Annotated in this window: 18 protein-coding genes; 5 read left to right on the top strand and 13 right to left on the bottom strand. The window is 40.7% G+C overall.

Annotation, left to right across the window (positions count from 1 at the left end):
* Nucleotides 1-11: 11 nt before the first annotated feature.
* From LC090_RS18550 to LC090_RS18515, 8 genes are all read right to left on the bottom strand, one after another.
* Nucleotides 12-785 carry an enoyl-CoA hydratase-related protein gene (locus LC090_RS18550; protein WP_226659502.1) on the bottom strand — a complete coding sequence of 258 codons (774 nt, stop codon included), beginning with the start codon at nt 783-785 and terminating at the stop codon, nt 12-14.
* 18 nt (nt 786-803) lie between these two features.
* Complete coding sequence (locus tag LC090_RS18545) at nt 804-1,124, bottom strand: EthD family reductase (RefSeq protein ID WP_226659501.1); 321 nt, start codon at nt 1,122-1,124, stop codon at nt 804-806.
* Between the two features lie 25 nt (nt 1,125-1,149).
* Nucleotides 1,150-1,623: a 1,2-phenylacetyl-CoA epoxidase subunit PaaD gene (paaD, locus tag LC090_RS18540; protein ID WP_226659500.1), complete on the bottom strand. Its 474-nt coding sequence runs from the start codon at nt 1,621-1,623 to the stop codon at nt 1,150-1,152.
* Between the two features lie 12 nt (nt 1,624-1,635).
* The gene (paaC, locus tag LC090_RS18535; protein WP_226659499.1) at nt 1,636-2,412 is read right to left on the bottom strand and encodes a 1,2-phenylacetyl-CoA epoxidase subunit PaaC; all 777 of its coding nucleotides are present in this window, start codon (nt 2,410-2,412) and stop codon (nt 1,636-1,638) included.
* Complete coding sequence (gene paaB / locus LC090_RS18530) at nt 2,412-2,753, bottom strand: 1,2-phenylacetyl-CoA epoxidase subunit PaaB (protein ID WP_226659498.1); 342 nt, start codon at nt 2,751-2,753, stop codon at nt 2,412-2,414. Before paaB ends, paaC begins: the two co-directional genes overlap by 1 nt.
* 6 nt (nt 2,754-2,759) lie before the next feature.
* Nucleotides 2,760-3,692 (bottom strand): 1,2-phenylacetyl-CoA epoxidase subunit PaaA, encoded by a 933-nt coding sequence (gene paaA / locus LC090_RS18525; RefSeq protein ID WP_226659681.1) that lies wholly within the window; start codon nt 3,690-3,692, stop codon nt 2,760-2,762.
* A gap of 142 nt (nt 3,693-3,834) precedes the next feature.
* Nucleotides 3,835-5,361, bottom strand: a complete 1,527-nt coding sequence (locus LC090_RS18520) for a fatty acid--CoA ligase family protein (RefSeq protein WP_226659497.1) — start codon at nt 5,359-5,361, stop codon at nt 3,835-3,837.
* Between the two features lie 223 nt (nt 5,362-5,584).
* Nucleotides 5,585-6,574, bottom strand: coding sequence for a lipoate--protein ligase (locus tag LC090_RS18515; protein WP_226659496.1), 990 nt, complete (start codon nt 6,572-6,574; stop codon nt 5,585-5,587).
* A 171-nt stretch (nt 6,575-6,745) separates the two neighbouring features.
* Between LC090_RS18515 and LC090_RS18510 the strand changes: the two genes are divergently transcribed.
* Nucleotides 6,746-6,940, top strand: coding sequence for a hypothetical protein (locus LC090_RS18510; protein ID WP_224598544.1), 195 nt, complete (start codon nt 6,746-6,748; stop codon nt 6,938-6,940).
* 344 nt (nt 6,941-7,284) lie between these two features.
* Here the strand turns inward: LC090_RS18510 and LC090_RS18505 are convergent, their stop codons facing one another.
* The 4 genes from LC090_RS18505 to LC090_RS18490 all read right to left on the bottom strand — a co-directional run bounded on the left by LC090_RS18505 (nt 7,285) and on the right by LC090_RS18490 (nt 12,995).
* Nucleotides 7,285-8,031, bottom strand: a complete 747-nt coding sequence (locus LC090_RS18505; RefSeq protein WP_226659495.1) for an MBL fold metallo-hydrolase — start codon at nt 8,029-8,031, stop codon at nt 7,285-7,287.
* On the bottom strand, nt 8,031-8,990 hold the full coding sequence (locus tag LC090_RS18500; RefSeq protein ID WP_226659494.1) for a sugar-binding transcriptional regulator: 960 nt from the start codon (nt 8,988-8,990) through the stop codon (nt 8,031-8,033). The genes LC090_RS18505 and LC090_RS18500 overlap by 1 nt, the downstream gene beginning before the upstream one ends.
* A 99-nt stretch (nt 8,991-9,089) precedes the next feature.
* Nucleotides 9,090-11,090 (bottom strand): transketolase, encoded by a 2,001-nt coding sequence (gene tkt, locus LC090_RS18495; RefSeq protein ID WP_226659493.1) that lies wholly within the window; start codon nt 11,088-11,090, stop codon nt 9,090-9,092.
* A gap of 231 nt (nt 11,091-11,321) precedes the next feature.
* Entirely contained in the window at nt 11,322-12,995 is a 1,674-nt protein-coding gene (locus LC090_RS18490) for a glycoside hydrolase family 13 protein (protein ID WP_226659492.1), read from the bottom strand.
* 222 nt (nt 12,996-13,217) lie between these two features.
* Between LC090_RS18490 and LC090_RS18485 the strand changes: the two genes are divergently transcribed.
* The gene (locus LC090_RS18485) at nt 13,218-13,946 is read left to right on the top strand and encodes an amino acid ABC transporter ATP-binding protein (RefSeq protein ID WP_255648196.1); all 729 of its coding nucleotides are present in this window, start codon (nt 13,218-13,220) and stop codon (nt 13,944-13,946) included.
* Between the two features lie 111 nt (nt 13,947-14,057).
* Here LC090_RS18485 and LC090_RS18480 read toward each other — a convergent pair whose 3' ends face one another.
* Nucleotides 14,058-14,603, bottom strand: a complete 546-nt coding sequence (locus LC090_RS18480; RefSeq protein ID WP_369522770.1) for a GbsR/MarR family transcriptional regulator — start codon at nt 14,601-14,603, stop codon at nt 14,058-14,060.
* A 325-nt stretch (nt 14,604-14,928) separates the two neighbouring features.
* Between LC090_RS18480 and LC090_RS18475 the strand changes: the two genes are divergently transcribed.
* From LC090_RS18475 to LC090_RS18465, 3 genes are read left to right on the top strand one after another with little or no spacing between them, the layout of a single operon-like run.
* Nucleotides 14,929-16,137 (top strand): quaternary amine ABC transporter ATP-binding protein, encoded by a 1,209-nt coding sequence (locus LC090_RS18475; RefSeq protein ID WP_226659490.1) that lies wholly within the window; start codon nt 14,929-14,931, stop codon nt 16,135-16,137.
* Entirely contained in the window at nt 16,138-16,971 is an 834-nt protein-coding gene (gene choW, locus LC090_RS18470) for a choline ABC transporter permease subunit (protein ID WP_226659489.1), read from the top strand.
* A gap of 11 nt (nt 16,972-16,982) precedes the next feature.
* Complete coding sequence (locus LC090_RS18465; RefSeq protein ID WP_226659488.1) at nt 16,983-17,906, top strand: glycine betaine ABC transporter substrate-binding protein; 924 nt, start codon at nt 16,983-16,985, stop codon at nt 17,904-17,906.
* Nucleotides 17,907-17,915 lie beyond the last annotated feature (9 nt).

The following is a 17,915-nucleotide window of genomic DNA, read 5'->3' as shown; positions in this document are numbered from 1 at the left end:
TTTATCTCTACTCATTTTCCTTGAAACACGGGTTTGCGTTTCTCAGTAAAGGCTCGTAGACCTTCTTGATGGTCTTTTGTTTGACCAGCTTCTGCTTGAGCAACAGCTTCCATTTCAAGCACTTCATCAAGAGTACGGTCCCAACTACGAAGGAGACTCTGCTTTATGAGACTCACTGCTTTTGGCGGAAGACTAGCAAGACGATTGGCAAACTGATTCACGCCCTTCTCCCACTGCTCTTTAGAGTAGATTTGGGTGACGAGACCGAGCTCCTTCGCATCAGTAGCACTTACTTTGTCGCCAAGTATGGCCAGTTCCAATGCTTTTGCATGACCAATCAGACGAGGTAGAAAATAGGTGCTTCCAGAGTCAGGCACAAGACCAACATGAACAAATGCCTCTATAAAGCTTGCATTCTCATGAGCTACTCGAAAATCACATGCAAGAGCGAGACTCATGCCTGCGCCAGCCGCTACCCCATTCACTGCAGCAATGACTGGTTTTGTAGATGAGGTAATTTCTTTTACCATCGGATTATATGTAGACCGAAGCATTTCACCGTGATCTACTCCTTCATCCACTCCATCTAAATCCTGACCTGAGCAAAAAGCTCTTCCATTACCTGTGATGACAACACAGCGAGCATCACTATCGTTATTCGCATGCTTAATCGCTTCTGTTATTTCCTTATTCATCTCGAATGTAAACGCATTCAACTTATTTGGTCGATTTAACCGAATCCAGCTTATGCTGTCCTTCACTTCATATTCAATCGTTTCAAACATTCGTTCCACCGCCTCTTTTTACTTTGTATCTGCTGTTTCCCCAACCTCTTCACCAATCATTAATGTCACGAGATCTCCAGCAAAACTCATGAGATCTTTACCAGAAGCCTTACCTTCTTGAGACTTCATTCCCGCCTTCATCGATTCATGGTCTTCATAATACATTTCACACATCAAGTAATACTCGCTTTTCCCCATCGGTGATCCAACAATCTTTGTTACATCCATTTTCTTCAGTCCAGGAATTTTGGCTGTAATGGGCGCATGCGTATTAAAATAATGCTCATCAAATTTCTGTGCATTCTCCGGTTGCTTATACAATGCGATTACTTTAACCATCCTTCATCAACCTTTCTTTTTTTAATTAAATTGAGACTGGCTTCATCGCTTCAAATGGGTTTTTACAGCTCTTACAATACAAAATACTTCGACACGCAGCTGGTCCAAAAATGTTATCTATTGTTGTGTAGACTGATCCACAATATGGACAAGGTACATGCCATTCACCATCAACATGGCCTTCAGGTGGGGCTATACCGAACTTTTTTAACTCCTGTTTCGCTCTCTCCGAAACAAGGTCAGTTGTCCATATGGGATACCGAATAAATGTAACAGTTAAAGATTTCACTTCAGGAATACTTTCTACAGCTTGCTCGATATTCCTTTTAATGATTTCTAATGCAGGACACCCAGAGAATGTTGGCATGACTTCAATCGAGACATGACCTTCCTGAAGATGAACCTTGTGGATCATCCCCAAATCCACCACGCTTACAACAGGAATCTCAGGATCTTTTACTGAACCAAGCACCTCTATCACTTTTTCTTTAAGTACCATTCTCTCCCCTCCTCACCACTCCGCTGTAGGGACAGATTTATACACTTCTGATAAAGTATCCAGAGCGTTCGCTAAATGGATCGTATGAACCCCATTTCGACCATTTCCTTGTTTCATTGTCAAAGGTTCCTTTGCTACTTCTTTATTTAAGTAAGTTATCCACCTTTGCTTGAGAACCTCTTCACTTTCAATAAGGGAAAGCCTTACCATACGATCACCAAAACGACCGTATGAAAAAACACCACCTAACTCTTCTATTACCGTTTTCACGGCTTCTTCCATTCTTCTTCTTGCTTCAGGTGTACTATTGATAAGCTGGTTAAACCAAACTTCCCAATGCATCATATGGTAGCTCATCTCAATGGAAATTTTTTGAACGATTTGCTGAAGAGGCTCATAAGATGCTTTCTTAATGGAATCTAATCGAATCTTTTTGGACAGCGTATAGAAATAATTTCGAACAACGGTAAACGCCCAATCATATGATGGGTCTTCTAAATAAGTCCCTGTTCCATTCGGCAGCTCCACAAGTATGGCATTTCGAAATTGCTCAGGAGAGCGATCATGGGTTAATTTATCCACTTTCCCTTCCCCAAGGTCTTCGAGTAACCCATAATAAAGTGCAGCATGCCCCATCAAATCCTGACTGATGGAAGCAAACGCCACATCCTCTTCAATATGAGGAGCAAGACCGAGCCATTCTGATCCACGGTAGGCGAGTAGAAAATCATCATCAGCTAACTGATAAATTAGTTCAATTAAGCACTCCCGGTATTCCAACGACTCCATTAGCCTTCTCCTCCTCCCATAATATCTTTTTCAGTAAGCTGTTCTTGTTCATACTGCCTCCACTTTTTCTTTAAGTACCCATATCCCTTTGTCTCGCGATAATTTTTCTCTAAATGGTTCAATGCTTCTTTCTCTTCCTGACTCATTCGCTTTATATGCTCACGCTTTACCACCCAGATATCTGCAACCTGCTCCCGTCGAAAGAAATTCTCTTTCGCCATAATGAATGCGAGTTCCTGGTTTGGTGCAAGCAGACTAAATTGATGTTGAAGCGCAGATGTATCTGTTTTCTTACTAAACACCTCATAAACTTCATAAAAAAGACTACCCTTTTCACTCACCACGTCTCACCTCGTAACTTTTGATATCCGACATGTTCCAAGTGCTTCCCTTACCCAACTGTTCATTTCATATGATTGCACCCGAAGCGCTAATCGCTCCTTCGATTTCGGTCCATGTCCTGTTACAATTTTCTTGAATTCTTCCCAATCAGGTTGTTGATACTTCCATTCAGACGATTCTGCATCGAATCGCAGCGTCGGATCAGGGATCGTTAGACCAAGTGCCCACACGCGTGGAACATACTTTGTTAGAAATTCCTGCCTGAGCTGTTCATTCGTTTTTGTCCGAAGCTTATAGCGCATATTTTTATCCTGGTTGCTATGTCCAGTTTCCGCATTTGTTCTCGGTCCAAAGAACATTAATAACGAGGACCACCATCTGTTAATGGAGTCTTGTAACAGCGCTCGTTGCTCTTTCGTTCCTTCAGCTAAACTCATAATAATACTTTCTCCGTGCTGAGCATGAAATACCTCTTCTGCGCAAATCCGTTTCAAAGCCCGGCCATAAGGTCCATAAGAAGTACCAAGCATCATCGTCTGAGAAATAATGGCCGCACCATCTACTAACCATGCAATGACACCAGCGTCCCCCCACGTTGGGGCTTTCATATGAAAGACATTATGGAATTTCAATTTGCCTGAAAACAGATCCTTCATAATATCATCACGATTTTTCCCTAGGGGTTCCATTAAATCTTCCGCTACTCGAAGTAATAATTGTCCATGACCCATTTCATCCTGAACTTTTGCCATGATCGCAAGCTTACGGTAGACAGTTGGGGCTTTTGGCACCCACTCTTTCTCAGGTAAAGCTCCCATTATCTCACTAATTCCATGCATAGAAATTAACCGAATTAATGCTTCTCGATAGTCATCCGGCATCCAATCATCCGCTTCTATTTTTTCACCATCATTGATTCGATTCATAAAATGATCCATTCTTTCATTTGTAGAAATCTCCACTATTCGCACCTCCTATATAACGTTTATTTAACGTCATTATATTTTATTGTCATATAAATATCAATTGTTTTCTGATTATTCATAACAAAAGCCGATCCAAAATGGATCGGCTTTTGTATTAAGCGTTCACTTGTTTACGAAGAGCTTTTCTTAATATTTTTCCAGTTGTATTCTTTGGCAACTCTTGAATGAACTCTACAATCGTCGGACATTTGTATTTTGCTAGATGCTCTTTACAATAGTTCATCACATCATCTTCTGTCATCTCCTGTGTTGTGACAATAAATGCTTGAACCGCTTCTCCAAAGTTTGGATCAGGTACCCCTACAACTGCAGCTTCAACGATATCAGGATGCTGATACAGAACTTCTTCTACTTCTCTTGGGTAGACATTATAACCGCCAACAATAACCATATCTTTTTTACGATCGACAATATAGAAGTAGCCCTCTTCATCCATTCTTGCTAAATCACCAGTAAATAGCCATCCTTCTTTCAGGGTCACTGCGGTATCTTCAGGCATTTTATAATACCCTTTCATGACATTCGGTCCTTTAACCGCAAGCTCTCCTACCTCTCCTACCGGCACTTCCTGCCCAAGTTCATCAACGACTTTATTCACAACATTCGTGATGTTCATGCCAATCGAACCGGCTTTTCGAGGACGATCTAGCGGATTGAAGCACGTAACAGGAGATGCTTCTGACAATCCATACCCTTCTGAAATACGAACTTGAAATTTCTCTTCGAATCGATGAAGAAGGGCCACAGGTAAAGAAGAACCTCCTGAAATACAAAGGCGCATATGCTGAAAATATTCAGCCCGACCTTCAGGATATTGATATAGGAAATTATACATCGTTGGTACTCCTGCAAAAATAGTAGCTTTGTATTTCTCAGCGACACGGAAAACTTCTTGAGGACTGAACTTTGGAAGAATTAAAAGCGTTCCTCCTGATGTAAGTGGGGCATTCATTGAAACAGTCATGCAGAACACATGGAACATTGGAAGTGCAGTGATGACAACGTCACCGGAAGAGATTTGGAGGTAAGAGCCTGTATCTGAAGCATTACTAAATAAGTTCTTATGTGTGAGCATCGCACCTTTTGGTTTTCCTGTTGTGCCAGAAGTATAGAGAATCACGGCCAAATCATCATCGTCGATCTTAACATCTGGTAAAAATTCGTTCTGATCGTCAACCATACTTGTAAACGGTTTCATTTTTATGTTTGAAATAATCCGCTCTTCCTTGCCCTCACCTGCATATACAACAAGAACAATGTTTTGTAGCTGATCGGCCATTTTTTCGACTAGAGGAAGGCCTTGTTCCAACGTGACGATCGCCTTAACATCTCCATTATGAAGAAGAAAACCAATTTCATCTGGCGTATAAATTGGATTGATTGGAATAACGACTGCGCCAGCTCGTAATACACCGTAGTAAGCAATTAAAAACTCAGGTGAGTTCCCGAGTATTAGAGCCACGTGATCGTTCTTTTTAACTCCCTCTCCCAATAACTTTGCAGCAAACGCAGAAACCTTCTGATCAAGTTCTTTGTACAAGACAGCTTCATCCTGGTAAATATAAGCCTGTTTGTCAGGATAGGTCGCCGCTGTCTCTGTTAATTGCTGAGATAGATTCATTCGCTCTCCTCCTATATGAATGAGTAGTCATTCATTTTTAATTTTCTAAATATATTATATTGGAAGAAAATTTCACTAGCAAGGGGAACAGCAGAAAGTTCATAATTTAATTCTAAATAAAACACATTTACTTACGTCAATCATTTCACCAAGAGTTGATTAGCTGAGCTAGAGATAGAATAGGTTTAATAGAAGAAGGGGCTGGATATCCAGCCCCTTTCTTTTAATAGAGAAGATCAATAAATTCTTTTTTTGTTATTTTACCGAAATAATGAGATACGTCCACATGTTGTAGTGTTTCTTCAAGTGACCCGGGTTCATAGCGAACACCCGTAAGTTGGTTTTCAAGCTCTTTTACATCTCCAACTCCAAAGAAATCTCCAAATATGGTCACCTGTTCAATGTATCCTTTCTTTACTTCCAGACGAACATCAATTGATCCAATTGGAAAACGTTTCGAGTGTTGCACATTAAATTTTGGGGAACGACCATAATTCCAATCCCAGTTCTTATATCGTTCCTCAGCAATTTGATGAATGGCCTCCCAATCTTTTTCGGTTAGATCATAAGAAGGAATGTGCTCTTCTCCTTCAAAAATATACTGTAGTAACGTTTGTTTAAACTGCTCTCGGGTCATCTCCTGATCCATATGTTCACTAATATTCGTAACACGACTACGAATCGATTTAATCCCTTTCGATTCAATCTTCTCTTTATTGACTTTTAAAGCTTTTACGACATTTTCTAAGTTTACATTAAACATGAGCGTTCCATGGCTGTACATTCTTCCTTTTGTTGAAAACTGCGCATTCCCTGATATTTTCTTGCCATTCACTAACAAATCGTTTCGTCCGCTGAGTTCCGCATTGACACCAAGCTTACTAAGAGCCTTCACTACAGGATCAGTGAATTTCTTATAGTTATGGAAGCTATTGCCGTCATCCTTCGTAATAATACTAAAGCTTAAATTACCAGGATCATTATAAACCGCTCCACCACCTGATAGCCGGCGAATCACATCTACTTGATTCTCACGTATATAGTTCGTGTCAATTTGCTCAATCGTATTTTGATTTTTCCCCACGATAACGGTCGGGTTCATGGAGTAAAATAATAAATACGTTTCCTCGGGATCAAGCTCTTTCAAAATATATTCTTCAATGGCGAGATTAATCCCAGCATCCATAATGTTTTCATTATCTATATAAAGCATTCCAGTACCTCCTGTATGTTCTCTCTCTCTATTCTAATGAATTGTTGTTAAGGAATCAAAACCTGATACTTATGTCCCCCTGCCAAAGTATGAAAAACCACACCTCCCCTACCCTTTCCTAGCCTTCTCCGTACGAATATTGTAAGCAAACGCATTTTGAGGAGGAGCAATATGAAAATCGTCTATTACGAAAAAGGTGAAATCCCCGTCATTGTAGGGGCATCAAACCTAAACTCAAGCCTAACCATCGAACAAATCAAATCCGAAGGCGAAAAAAAATCCAAAGAACTAGCCCGCCTACTCGGCCGAGAAATCGGCTTCTTAATGGACATGAACGGAAAACTAGACGCAACGTTGGGGGAATAAGAAAAGCGGAAGTGGGCGGTTAGACACGGCAGGCACTGGAGCCTTTTCATTTGAACACGCTCTTTGTGTTCGGATGAAAAGGTGAAGTGACCGAGTGTCTGCCCACTATAGCTGGATCAAAAAAGCGGAGACGAGCGTTTAGAAACGGAGATATTGGAGATATTGGAACTCTTGAACTAGAACACGCCCTTTGTGTTCTGGTGAAAGAGTGAAATATCGCAGTTTCTGCGAGTAGCAGCTGGATTTAAAGAAAAGCGGAAGTGGGTGGTTAGACATACCATCCACTGAAACCCTTATCTACAAAAATAAAAGCCAGAAGAAGGACTCCTTCTTCTGGCTTTTTACTATAACTCTTCTTCTGAGTCCCATACGAGCCCCGTAGAAGCAAGTACAACTTTCCCATCAAAATGTTGTTTTGCATCCTTTTCCAGCTCCGATAGCTCTCCAAAATGAGGAAGGTGTGTCAGCATAAGAGTAGATACATCGGCTACACTCGCAATGCGTGCTGCATCGGTACTATTCATATGCCCCATTTTTGAACCATCCATATCTGCATAAAGATTGCATTCTGAAATGAGTAAATCAGCTCCTTTAGAAAAGCTTTCAAACTCTTTGATATAGCTCGAATCTGCAGTAAACACGGCGACATGCTTCCCATCTGTAATCCGCATCGCATAACAAGTCACCGGATGCTTTGTTTTTTGAAAGGTAACGGAAAAAGGACCGAGTTCTAATTGATCTTGTTCTTCGTATGCTATTGCTTCGGTATAAGGTTTATGATCCAAACTCGCAAAACCTGCCTCATCATGCGAATGACCATAGATCGGCAGTACGGGCAATTCAGCTTTTATTTTGGACTGAATTAAGCGGCCGTGATAAAGAACCCCTACATCCGAAATATGATCTGGATGATAGTGACTAATGATGACACTATCAAGTTCTTCGACGGAAAGGTGATATTGAAGTTGGGACAGTACACCACTTCCACAATCAATTAATAAGTTATAGCCTTCACTTTGAAAGAGATACCCCGCACTCGCTTCTCCAGCTTTAGGATAACCACCCCAAGGACCTAAAACGGTCATTTTCATTATTGTTCCCTCCCTTGTTTTTTCTTCTCTAATAAAGCACGAGCCGTAAAATGATCCGTTATTAGAACATTGGCATAGCCACCTTGCAGTGCACCGTAGATGGCTTCAACTTTCTTGGGCCCACCAGCTGCCAAGATCGACTTTTCTTTTATAGAGAGTTCTTCTAGATCGATTCCAATTGTTCGCTCATTTAATTCTTTATGAATCACATGACCCTTCTCGTCAAAAAATCGCGAACAAATTTCGCCAACAGATTTCTTATGAATCACTTCTAGTTCTTCTTCTGAAACATAATCAGCCTGAACAATCACTGAGTCATTTGTTGGAATACCAACACTAAAAAGAGCAATATTCGCATTCCGTCCCATATCCAGAACGCGACGAATGTGCCTGTCTTCTTCCATCGTTTGCTTTACAAGAAGATGGTCTACAATCGCAGGAACAGGTAAAAAATGGCTCGTAGCATGGAAAGCTCGGCCAATCATTTGAATCACTTCATAAGCATAAGTATTTGTTTCTGAATAACTAATGCCACCATTTAATTGTACGACTGACACGTTTTTCAGTAACTTGTGACGAAGATTCTTACCAATCTCATTTAGAGTAGTGCCCCATGAAACACCAATTAAATCATTACCTTGAATAGCTGTATTCAAATAATCTGCTGCGACTTTACCAATATGTTTTTTTACAAGATCATCTTCAAATTGGGGAACGATCGCGACTCTCGCTTCTATCAATCCAAATGCATTTGCAAGCTCTGCAGCAAGCAAATGTACGTCCTGTGAGGGATCATGAATTTTAATTTCAACAACACCTTCTGCTTTCGCCTGCTTTAATAAACGTGAAACAGTCGGTCTTGAAACCGCTAGTTTCTTCGCGATTTCCTGTTGACTAAAGTCTAATTGATAGTATAAACGAGCAGCTTCGACTACCTTTGTCAGTTTATCTTTATCCATAGCAACACCTGTATATTCAAATATTTAATAGGCTTTCGGTTAAGAAAAAGGCTTCCAGAAAGACTATTTTCGCCTTCTGAAAGCCTTCCGCTCTTCCTTTTATTTTGAGAGCATTGCTTTAACTTTATTGACAACATTTTCTGCTGTAAAGCCAAATTCCTTAATGACAGTATCCCCAGGCGCTGATGCTCCAAAGCGATCGATCGCAAGGATATCACCTTTTTGGCCAACGTACTTATCCCAGCCAAATGATACACCCATTTCAATACCAAGACGAGCCGTTACGTTGTCTGGTAAAACGCTTTGCTTATAATCAGCTGATTGCTTTTCGAAACGATCCCAGCTTGGCATGCTGACAACAGAAGCTGAAATACCTTCTTTAGAAAGAAGTTCTTGCGCTTCTACAGCTAAGCCAACTTCAGATCCGGATGCAAGAAGAATTGCTTCGGCATCATCACCACCAGCAACAACGTAAGCACCGCGTTTAACGCCTTCGTATGCTTGTTCGTGTGAATCTGTCACAACTGGAAGATTCTGACGAGAAAGCACAAGAGCTGTTGGGTGATCTGTTGCTTCAACAGATAGTTTCCATGCAGCTGCAGTTTCATTTCCATCAGCAGGACGAATCACTGAAAGACCTGGCATCGCACGTAGTGAAGCAAGTTGCTCAACAGGTTCGTGAGTTGGACCATCTTCTCCTACTGCTACGCTATCATGAGTGAAAACGTAAGTTACAGGTACACCCATTAATGCTGATAGACGAAGTGCTGGACGAAGGTAATCAGAGAATACGAAGAACGTTGCTCCAAAGATGCGAAGGCCTTTGTGAAGGGCAATCCCGTTCATCGCTGCTGCCATTCCAAATTCACGTACGCCGAACCAGATATTACGTCCGCTGTAATCTGCTGGCGAGAAGTCTTGCTCGTCTTTTAACATTGTTTTGTTAGAAGACGCAAGGTCAGCTGATCCACCGAAGATTTGCGTATTGTTTTTAGCAAGTGCATTAAGAACTTCGCCAGATGCAGCACGAGAGGCTGTGCTTGTTCCTCTTTCATAAGTAGGAACTTCGCGATCCCATCCTTCAGGAAGTTCATTATTTAGAGCTGCAGTTAGTTGCTTTGCAAGCTCAGGATATGCCGCTTCATACTTTTTGAAAAGTTCATTCCATTCCTGTTCTCTCTTGCTTCCAGCTTCTTTGAAATCTGCAAACTGGCCTTTCACTTCTTCAGGAATATAGAAATCTTCTTCGAAAGTCCACTGGTAGTTTTCTTTCACTAGCTGAATTTCATCTTTACCAAGCGGAGCACCATGGGAAGTATTTTTGCCACCTTTGTTCGGTGAACCATACCCAATTGTTGTTTTCACTTCAATTAGTGTTGGTTGATCTGTATTGCTTTTCGCTTGCTTAAGGGCGTCCGCAATCGCATCCATGTCATTTCCATCTTCAACGCGAATCACTTGCCAGCCGTATGCTTCATAACGTTGTTGAACGTTTTCTGAGAAGGACTGATCAAGATCACCGTCAAGTGAGATGTCGTTTGAATCATACATGACAATAAGGCGACCAAGCTTCAAATGGGCAGCTAGTGAAGCTGACTCTGAAGAAACACCTTCCATTAAATCACCATCACCACAAATGCTGTACGTATAATGATCAATCACATTAAAGTTATCACGGTTATACGTTGCTGCTAAGTGACGTTCAGCCATAGCCATACCAGTTGCCATCGCAAGTCCCTGGCCAAGTGGTCCAGTTGTTGCGTCTACTCCTGGTGTCTCACCGTATTCTGGGTGTCCTGGTGTATTGCTTCCCCACTGACGGAATGATTTTAAATCTTCCATTGTAACGTCATAACCAAACAAGTGAAGCATGCTATATAGTAAAGCTGAACCATGACCAGCTGAAAGAACAAAACGGTCACGGTTAAACCAATCCGGGTTAGATGGATTGTGATTCATAAACTGACTCCATAGCGTGTAAGCCATTGGTGCAGCACCCATAGGCATTCCTGGGTGACCTGAGTTTGCTTTTTCAACTGCATCGATTGCTAGCGTACGAATCGTATTTACAGCAAGTGAATCCATTTGAGTCGTTGTCATATGTATACACTCCTTTTTTTATATTGAAATTTAGTAAAACCACTCATGAACAAATGTACATCTGTTATTATACATGACTGTAACAAAAAGAAAAAGGATACCGATCACTTTTTAAGTAAATTCTTTTTCTCAAAATTATCTTCCCTCGAAATAAAGAATTCAATCCTTTAAAAAACGATAAAGTAAAACTTCCATATGAAAGAAAACGCAGGCTTCGCCCGCGTTTTAAAGTTACAGCATATACACTTTCACTTCGTAAGGGCGCATGTTCGACTCATTTTGCAATTGATCCGCCACATCCGGATAGTTATGAACGAGTAGTTCCCCACCCTTTAACGTTTCTGGAAGATTCAGATCACACGTTTCTTTAGAGAAGTTTGTAGCCACTACTATCGTTCTCCCACGATAACTTCTTGTATAAACATATAAGTTCTCATCTTCCTCTAAAAGTAATTGATAATCTCCATGTATCATCACCGGAAGCTCTTTCCGTAGTTGAATTAAGTTTTTATAAAAGTAAAAAATAGAATCTTCATCACTTAACGCCTTTCTCGCATTTATTTCGTGATAGTTCCCATTCACTTTTAACCAAGGAGAACCCGTAGTAAACCCCGCGTTCTTCTCATCGGTCCACTGCATAGGCGTCCGTGCGTTGTCACGCCCTTTTTTATGAATCGCCTCAAGTACTTCTTTTGAATTCGCTCCTTTTTCAATGACTTCTTCGTTATACATATTAAGCGTTTCGATATCCTCGTAATCCTCAATTGAATCGAAATAGACATTCGTCATCCCAAGCTCTTGTCCTTGATAAATATATGGCGTTCCTTGGAGAAAATGAAGCCATGCAGCAAGCATTTTAGCGGACTCGACTCGATATTCTTGATCATCGCCAAACACAGAAACGGAACGAGGCTGATCATGATTTTCCATGTACAAACTATTCCATCCTGTACCGTGAAGTTCGTTTTGCCACTTTGTAATAATCTGTTTTAAATCGGTTAATTTCCATGGCTGCTGATCCCACTTACCCCCAGGTCCACTCGTTACATCCATATGTTCAAATTGGAATAGCATATTCACAATTCCACTTTCTTCGTTCGTGTAACGTTTCCCATCCTGAGGCGTAGCCATCGGCATCTCGCCAACCGTCATCGCATCGTATTTTGATAATACTTTTTCATTCATTTCGTTCATATAGTCCATGAACTTAGGTCCATTTACGAAATAGTCTCCTCCCCACTGGTAAGGAGAATCTGCCGTTACTTCGGCATCTGGTAAATCAGGCGTTTTGGAAATTAAATTAATCACATCCATTCTGAATCCATCTACTCCTTTATCGAGCCAGAATTTCATCAGATCATACACTTCTTCTCTCAGCTTTTCGTTTTCCCAGTTTAGATCAGGCTGCTTTTTAGAAAATAAATGAAGAAAATATTCTTTACTTACTTCATCATACTCCCATGCAGAACCACCAAAAAAAGATCCCCAATTATTTGGAGGGTGTCCTTCTTTTCCTTCTCGCCAGATATAGTAATCTCGATATGGATTGTCTTTTGATTTTCTCGCTTCCGTAAACCACATATGTTCATCCGATGAATGGTTAACGACTAGGTCCATCACGAGTCGGATTCCTCGTTTATGCATTCCTTCTAACATCTCTTCCCAATCTTGCATTGTTCCAAATTCATCCATGATATTTCGATAGTCACTAATGTCATACCCATTGTCATCATTTGGTGACTTGTAAACCGGCGATAACCACACCACATCAATGCCTAATTCCTTTAAATAATCGAGTTTTTCCGTAATTCCTCTAATATCCCCAACCCCATCCCCGTTACTATCATTAAAACTTCGAGGATAAATTTGATATACGACACTTTCCTTCCACCATTGATGAGTCATGCTGTTCCCTCCTGAATTTTCTTTCCTCTCAAATTTGCGCAAACGTTTTCATTACTTATTATAGAAGATGATAGAGAATAGGACAACCGCTAAAACCTTCCTCGTTTTTCTTATCTCAGGATAAGTTCTTTTCTAAATGAAGCAAGGATTGATATAATGAATTTTATCGATATCCCTTCTAAATGAAGGAAGAAAGTAGAACGAGAGGAGACAGTTACAACAATGAGCATCATCCAGGTGAAAGATCTTAAGAAATCGTTCGGAGATTTAGAAGTACTGAAAAGCATTAATACCGATGTGAAAGAAAAAGAGGTTGTATGCGTAGTTGGTCCTTCTGGTTCAGGAAAAAGTACCTTTCTTCGCTGTTTAAATAAATTAGAAGAAATAACGGGTGGTAGCGTAATCGTTAACGGCCATAATATTGCGGATCCTAAAACTAATATCAACAAGGTTCGTCAAGATGTTGGGATGGTGTTTCAGCATTTTAACTTATTCCCCCATAAAACAGTTCTTGAGAATGTAACGCTTGCCCCAATTAAAGTAAAAGGTGAAAACAAACAAAACTCAGCAAAGAAAGCGAAAGAACTTCTTGCTAAGGTCGGTCTTGAAGACAAGGCCAATAATTACCCAGGCGAACTTTCAGGTGGACAAAAGCAGCGTGTAGCCATCGCCAGGGCTCTTGCAATGGAGCCAAAGGTCATGCTCTTTGATGAACCAACTTCCGCACTTGATCCTGAAATGATCGGCGAAGTGTTAGAAGTCATGAAAGATCTTGCAAAAGAAGGTATGACAATGGTCGTTGTCACTCATGAGATGGGTTTTGCCCGTGAAGTAGGCGACCGCGTCATCTTTATGGATGGCGGCTATATCGTAGAAGAAAATGTGCCTAACGAATTGTTTTCCAATCCTCAAAACAAGCGAACTCAGGCTTTCTTAAGTAAAATCCTATAACAAAAACGTGCAGGAAGTTCCTGCACGTTTTTGTTTGGGCGAAAAGAATGGGCATAACGTTTACATCTTGCTTTCATTTGTGATCAATGCCTTCAAAGACTGCGCTTACATTCATCTCAGCTCATCTTCCTTATCAATTACATCAAATATTCTCCGAGATTCAAATAAGTCTACTACCTTATTCAACCATTCATAATATCCAAGAGCATAAGACATTTTATCTAAATCGGCTTCAGCCATCATTTTTTCTTCTGTCGAAAAATCCTCATCCAACACTTCCATTAGTTCCGCAATCGACTCTTTGCAAGCATCCCGATTCATTTCAATTCCTTTTCGCCAATGAATGCAAAAGAAATCCGTAAAGGTTTGATACCAATCTGACTTCACTTCGTAAAGATCTTTACGCTCCCCCTTTCTCCACACCTTGTCTACCATATTTAAGTCGATTAATGTTCTCACTCCGGTCGACATACTTGTCTTACTCATTTGAAGCTTATCCTTCATTTCATCAAGCGTCATCGGCTCTTTCTCGAAAAACATTGCTCCATACAAACGCCCCACAGAAGGAGTTACGCTATAGATATCCATATTTTTAGAGATTGATTCAATGACTCGTTCTCTTGCATTCTCTACTCGTTTATCTTGCAAACTATGCACCTACTTTTCCAATCGTTTGTCATATCATAGTTTAGTGTTAACCTTGCAGATTGTAAAGTTTACTAGTGTACGTTGTAGCATATACTAGCATCTTAGACGATACTTAAGCATATACCCGTTTAGTTTGTACAGTTTTTTCTGTATGTACTGAATTACCTGATTTTGACCTCTCACGCCATTTGTAGGATTAAGTACCTACAGCCTATACTTAATAGGTCGGTAAAAAAAGACTAGTAAATGACTGATTATCGTAAATTTCGACATATTTCAGTGATTTTTGTAATTTTAGCCGCTTACTATTTGAAATAAAGGCAGAGGTGAAACTATGGAGAAAGCCAAAATTACAGTAAAAGATGTAACCAAAATATTTGGCAAATCGCCCAAACAAGCAACAAAACTTCTCGATCAGGGCAAATCAAAAAGTGAAATCCTAAAAGAAACCGGAAATACTGTTGGTGTTAACCGCGCTAGTTTCGACGTATATCCCGGTGAAATCTTTGTCATCATGGGGCTATCAGGTAGTGGTAAATCTACACTTGTACGGCTTCTCAATCGGTTAATTGAACCTACTTCAGGACAGGTTCTCATTGATGATGAAGATATCGTCAGGATGAAACCTGAACAGCTTCGCGACGTTAGACGAAAGAAGCTTAGTATGGTATTCCAACGTTTCGCACTTTTCCCTCATAAGACAGTACTCGAAAATACAGAGTACGGACTTGAGGTACAAAACATTAGTAAAGAGAAACGTTCCGTCAAAGCGCAAGAGTCACTTGAACTTGTTGGATTGAAAGGGTATGAAAAGAGCTATCCTTCAGAACTAAGTGGAGGTATGCAGCAGCGTGTTGGTCTTGCTCGCGCTCTTGCAAATGATCCCGATGTTCTTTTAATGGATGAAGCTTTTAGTGCACTTGATCCACTCATTCGTAAAGATATGCAAGATGAGCTTCTTGAACTTCAAGAGTCGATGGAGAAAACGATTGTTTTTATTACACATGACCTTGATGAAGCACTTCGTATCGGTGATCGAATTGCATTAATGAAGGACGGTTCTATTGTTCAAATTGGAACACCTGAAGAAATTATGACCAATCCGGCCAACGACTACGTTGAACGATTTGTAGAAGACGTCGATCTTTCAAAAGTATTAACAGCTTCTCACGTTATGAAGCGAGCTGAAACACTAAGAGCTGATCGAGGTCCACGTGTAGCGCTTCAACTTATGCGAGAACAAAAGCTTTCTAGCTTGTATATTGTGGATAAAAAACAAAAATTAATTGGGGCAATTACAGCGGATGATGCCGCAAAAGCCATCGAAGCCAAAAAAGAAATTGCTGATATTCTCATTACGGATCTTCCAACTGTCGAACCTGGTACCTTATTAACAGATATGTTTGTGAAAATGGCAAGCTCTTCTCTTCCACTTCCGGTCATTGATGAAAATGATAAGTTTAAAGGCATCATTGTACGTGGCGCGGTTATCGGAGCACTAGCCGGCAATGAGACGGAATCAGCGAAAGGTGAGGTGAGCTAAATGCAACTATTCCCTAAGATCCCATTAGCTGACTGGGTAGACAGCTTTGTTGATATGCTTACTGATAATCTTGAACCCGTTTTTGATGGCATTACATCAGGTATTGATTGGTTTGTTGAGGGTATTGTTTCGATTTTAGCCTTCCCTCCAGCACTTGTGCTAATCGCAATCTTTACCATCCTAGCCTGGTGGTCAAGCCGCTGGCCCGTTGCCATATTCACGTTACTTGGTCTGTTGTTAATTGATAATTTAGGTTATTGGGACCCAACAATTGAGACGCTCGCTCTCGTTTTAACTTCGGTTATTATATCCATTATTCTTGGGGTTCCACTTGGAATATGGGCATCACAAAGTGACCGTGTAAGAGGCATTATTACACCAATTTTGGATTTTATGCAAACAATGCCTGCCTTCGTCTATCTGATTCCTGCTATCTTGTTCTTTGGAATTGGGATGGTTCCTGGTATTATTGCTTCCGTTATTTTTGCGATGCCACCTACCATTCGGTTAACAAACCTTGGTATTCGCCAGGTACCTGAAGACTTAATTGAAGCATCAAACGCATTTGGTTCAACAACGAAACAGAAATTAATTAAAGTACAGCTACCGCTTGCAACACCTACCATTATGGCGGGAATTAACCAAAGCATCATGCTTTCCCTTTCAATGGTTGTTATCGCATCTCTAGTAGGTGCACCTGGCCTTGGGGCAGATGTTTATCGAGCTGTAACGCAAATTAAAGTTGGTATTGGTTTTGAAGCTGGTCTCGCAATCGTTATTCTAGCGATTATGCTCGACCGGATTTCTCAAAATATAGGTAAAACAAAAAACTAAGGGGGAATTACATGTTTAACTTTAAAAAAGGTTTAACAGGACTAGCATTATTTTTGTCACTTACATTGATTCTTGCTGCTTGCGGCGGAAACAATAGCGGAGATAGTAGCGAAGGCTCTAGCGAAAGTGGAACAAACGTTGGGGAAGAAATGGATTATGAAATTGTCGGTATTGAACCTGGTGCTGGAATTATGAAAGCTACAACTTCTGCACTTGACGAGTACGATAGCCTTAAAGGTTGGGAATTAATCGAATCTTCTTCTGCAGCGATGGCTGCGGAACTTGGGAAAGCCATTGAAGATGAAGAACCAATTATCGTAACTGGCTGGACGCCACACTGGATGTTCGCGAAATATGATCTTAAATACCTTGAAGATCCAAAAGGACTTTATGGGGAAGAAGAAAACATTGAAACATTTGCACGTAAAGGATTGAAAGAAGATCAACCTTCTGCTCACACAATTCTTGATCAATTCCACTGGACTCCAGAAGATATGAGTTCTGTAATGGTTGAAATTCAAGAAGGTGCTAAGCCTGAAGAAGCAGCTCAAAACTGGGTAAACGAACATACAGATATGGTTGAAGAATGGACAAACGGCGCTGATGAAGTAGACGGTGAAGAGATCTCGCTTGCCTATGTTGCATGGGATTCTGAAATCGCAAGTACAAACGTCGTTGCGAAAGTGCTTGAAAGCATGGGTTATAAAGTAGAGTTAACTCAGCTTGATGCTGCTTCTATGTTTATTGCCGTATCTGAAGGCGATGCAGATGCAATGGTTGCTGGTTGGCTACCAATCACTCATGCCGATTTACTAGATGAATATGGTGACAACATGGACCGTCTTGGACCAAACCTCGAAGGTGCGAAAACAGGCCTTGTTGTTCCATCTTATGTTGAAGCTGATTCTATTGAAGATTTAAAACCAGCTGAATAATAGCAAAAA

Origin of the sequence: Guptibacillus hwajinpoensis, assembly GCF_020524165.1 — a bacterium.
Classification (GTDB): Bacteria; Bacillota; Bacilli; order Bacillales; family Guptibacillaceae; genus Guptibacillus; species Guptibacillus hwajinpoensis_D.
The sequence above is the reverse complement of the archived record's forward strand: the minus strand, read 5'-3'. Positions and strand labels throughout refer to the sequence as shown.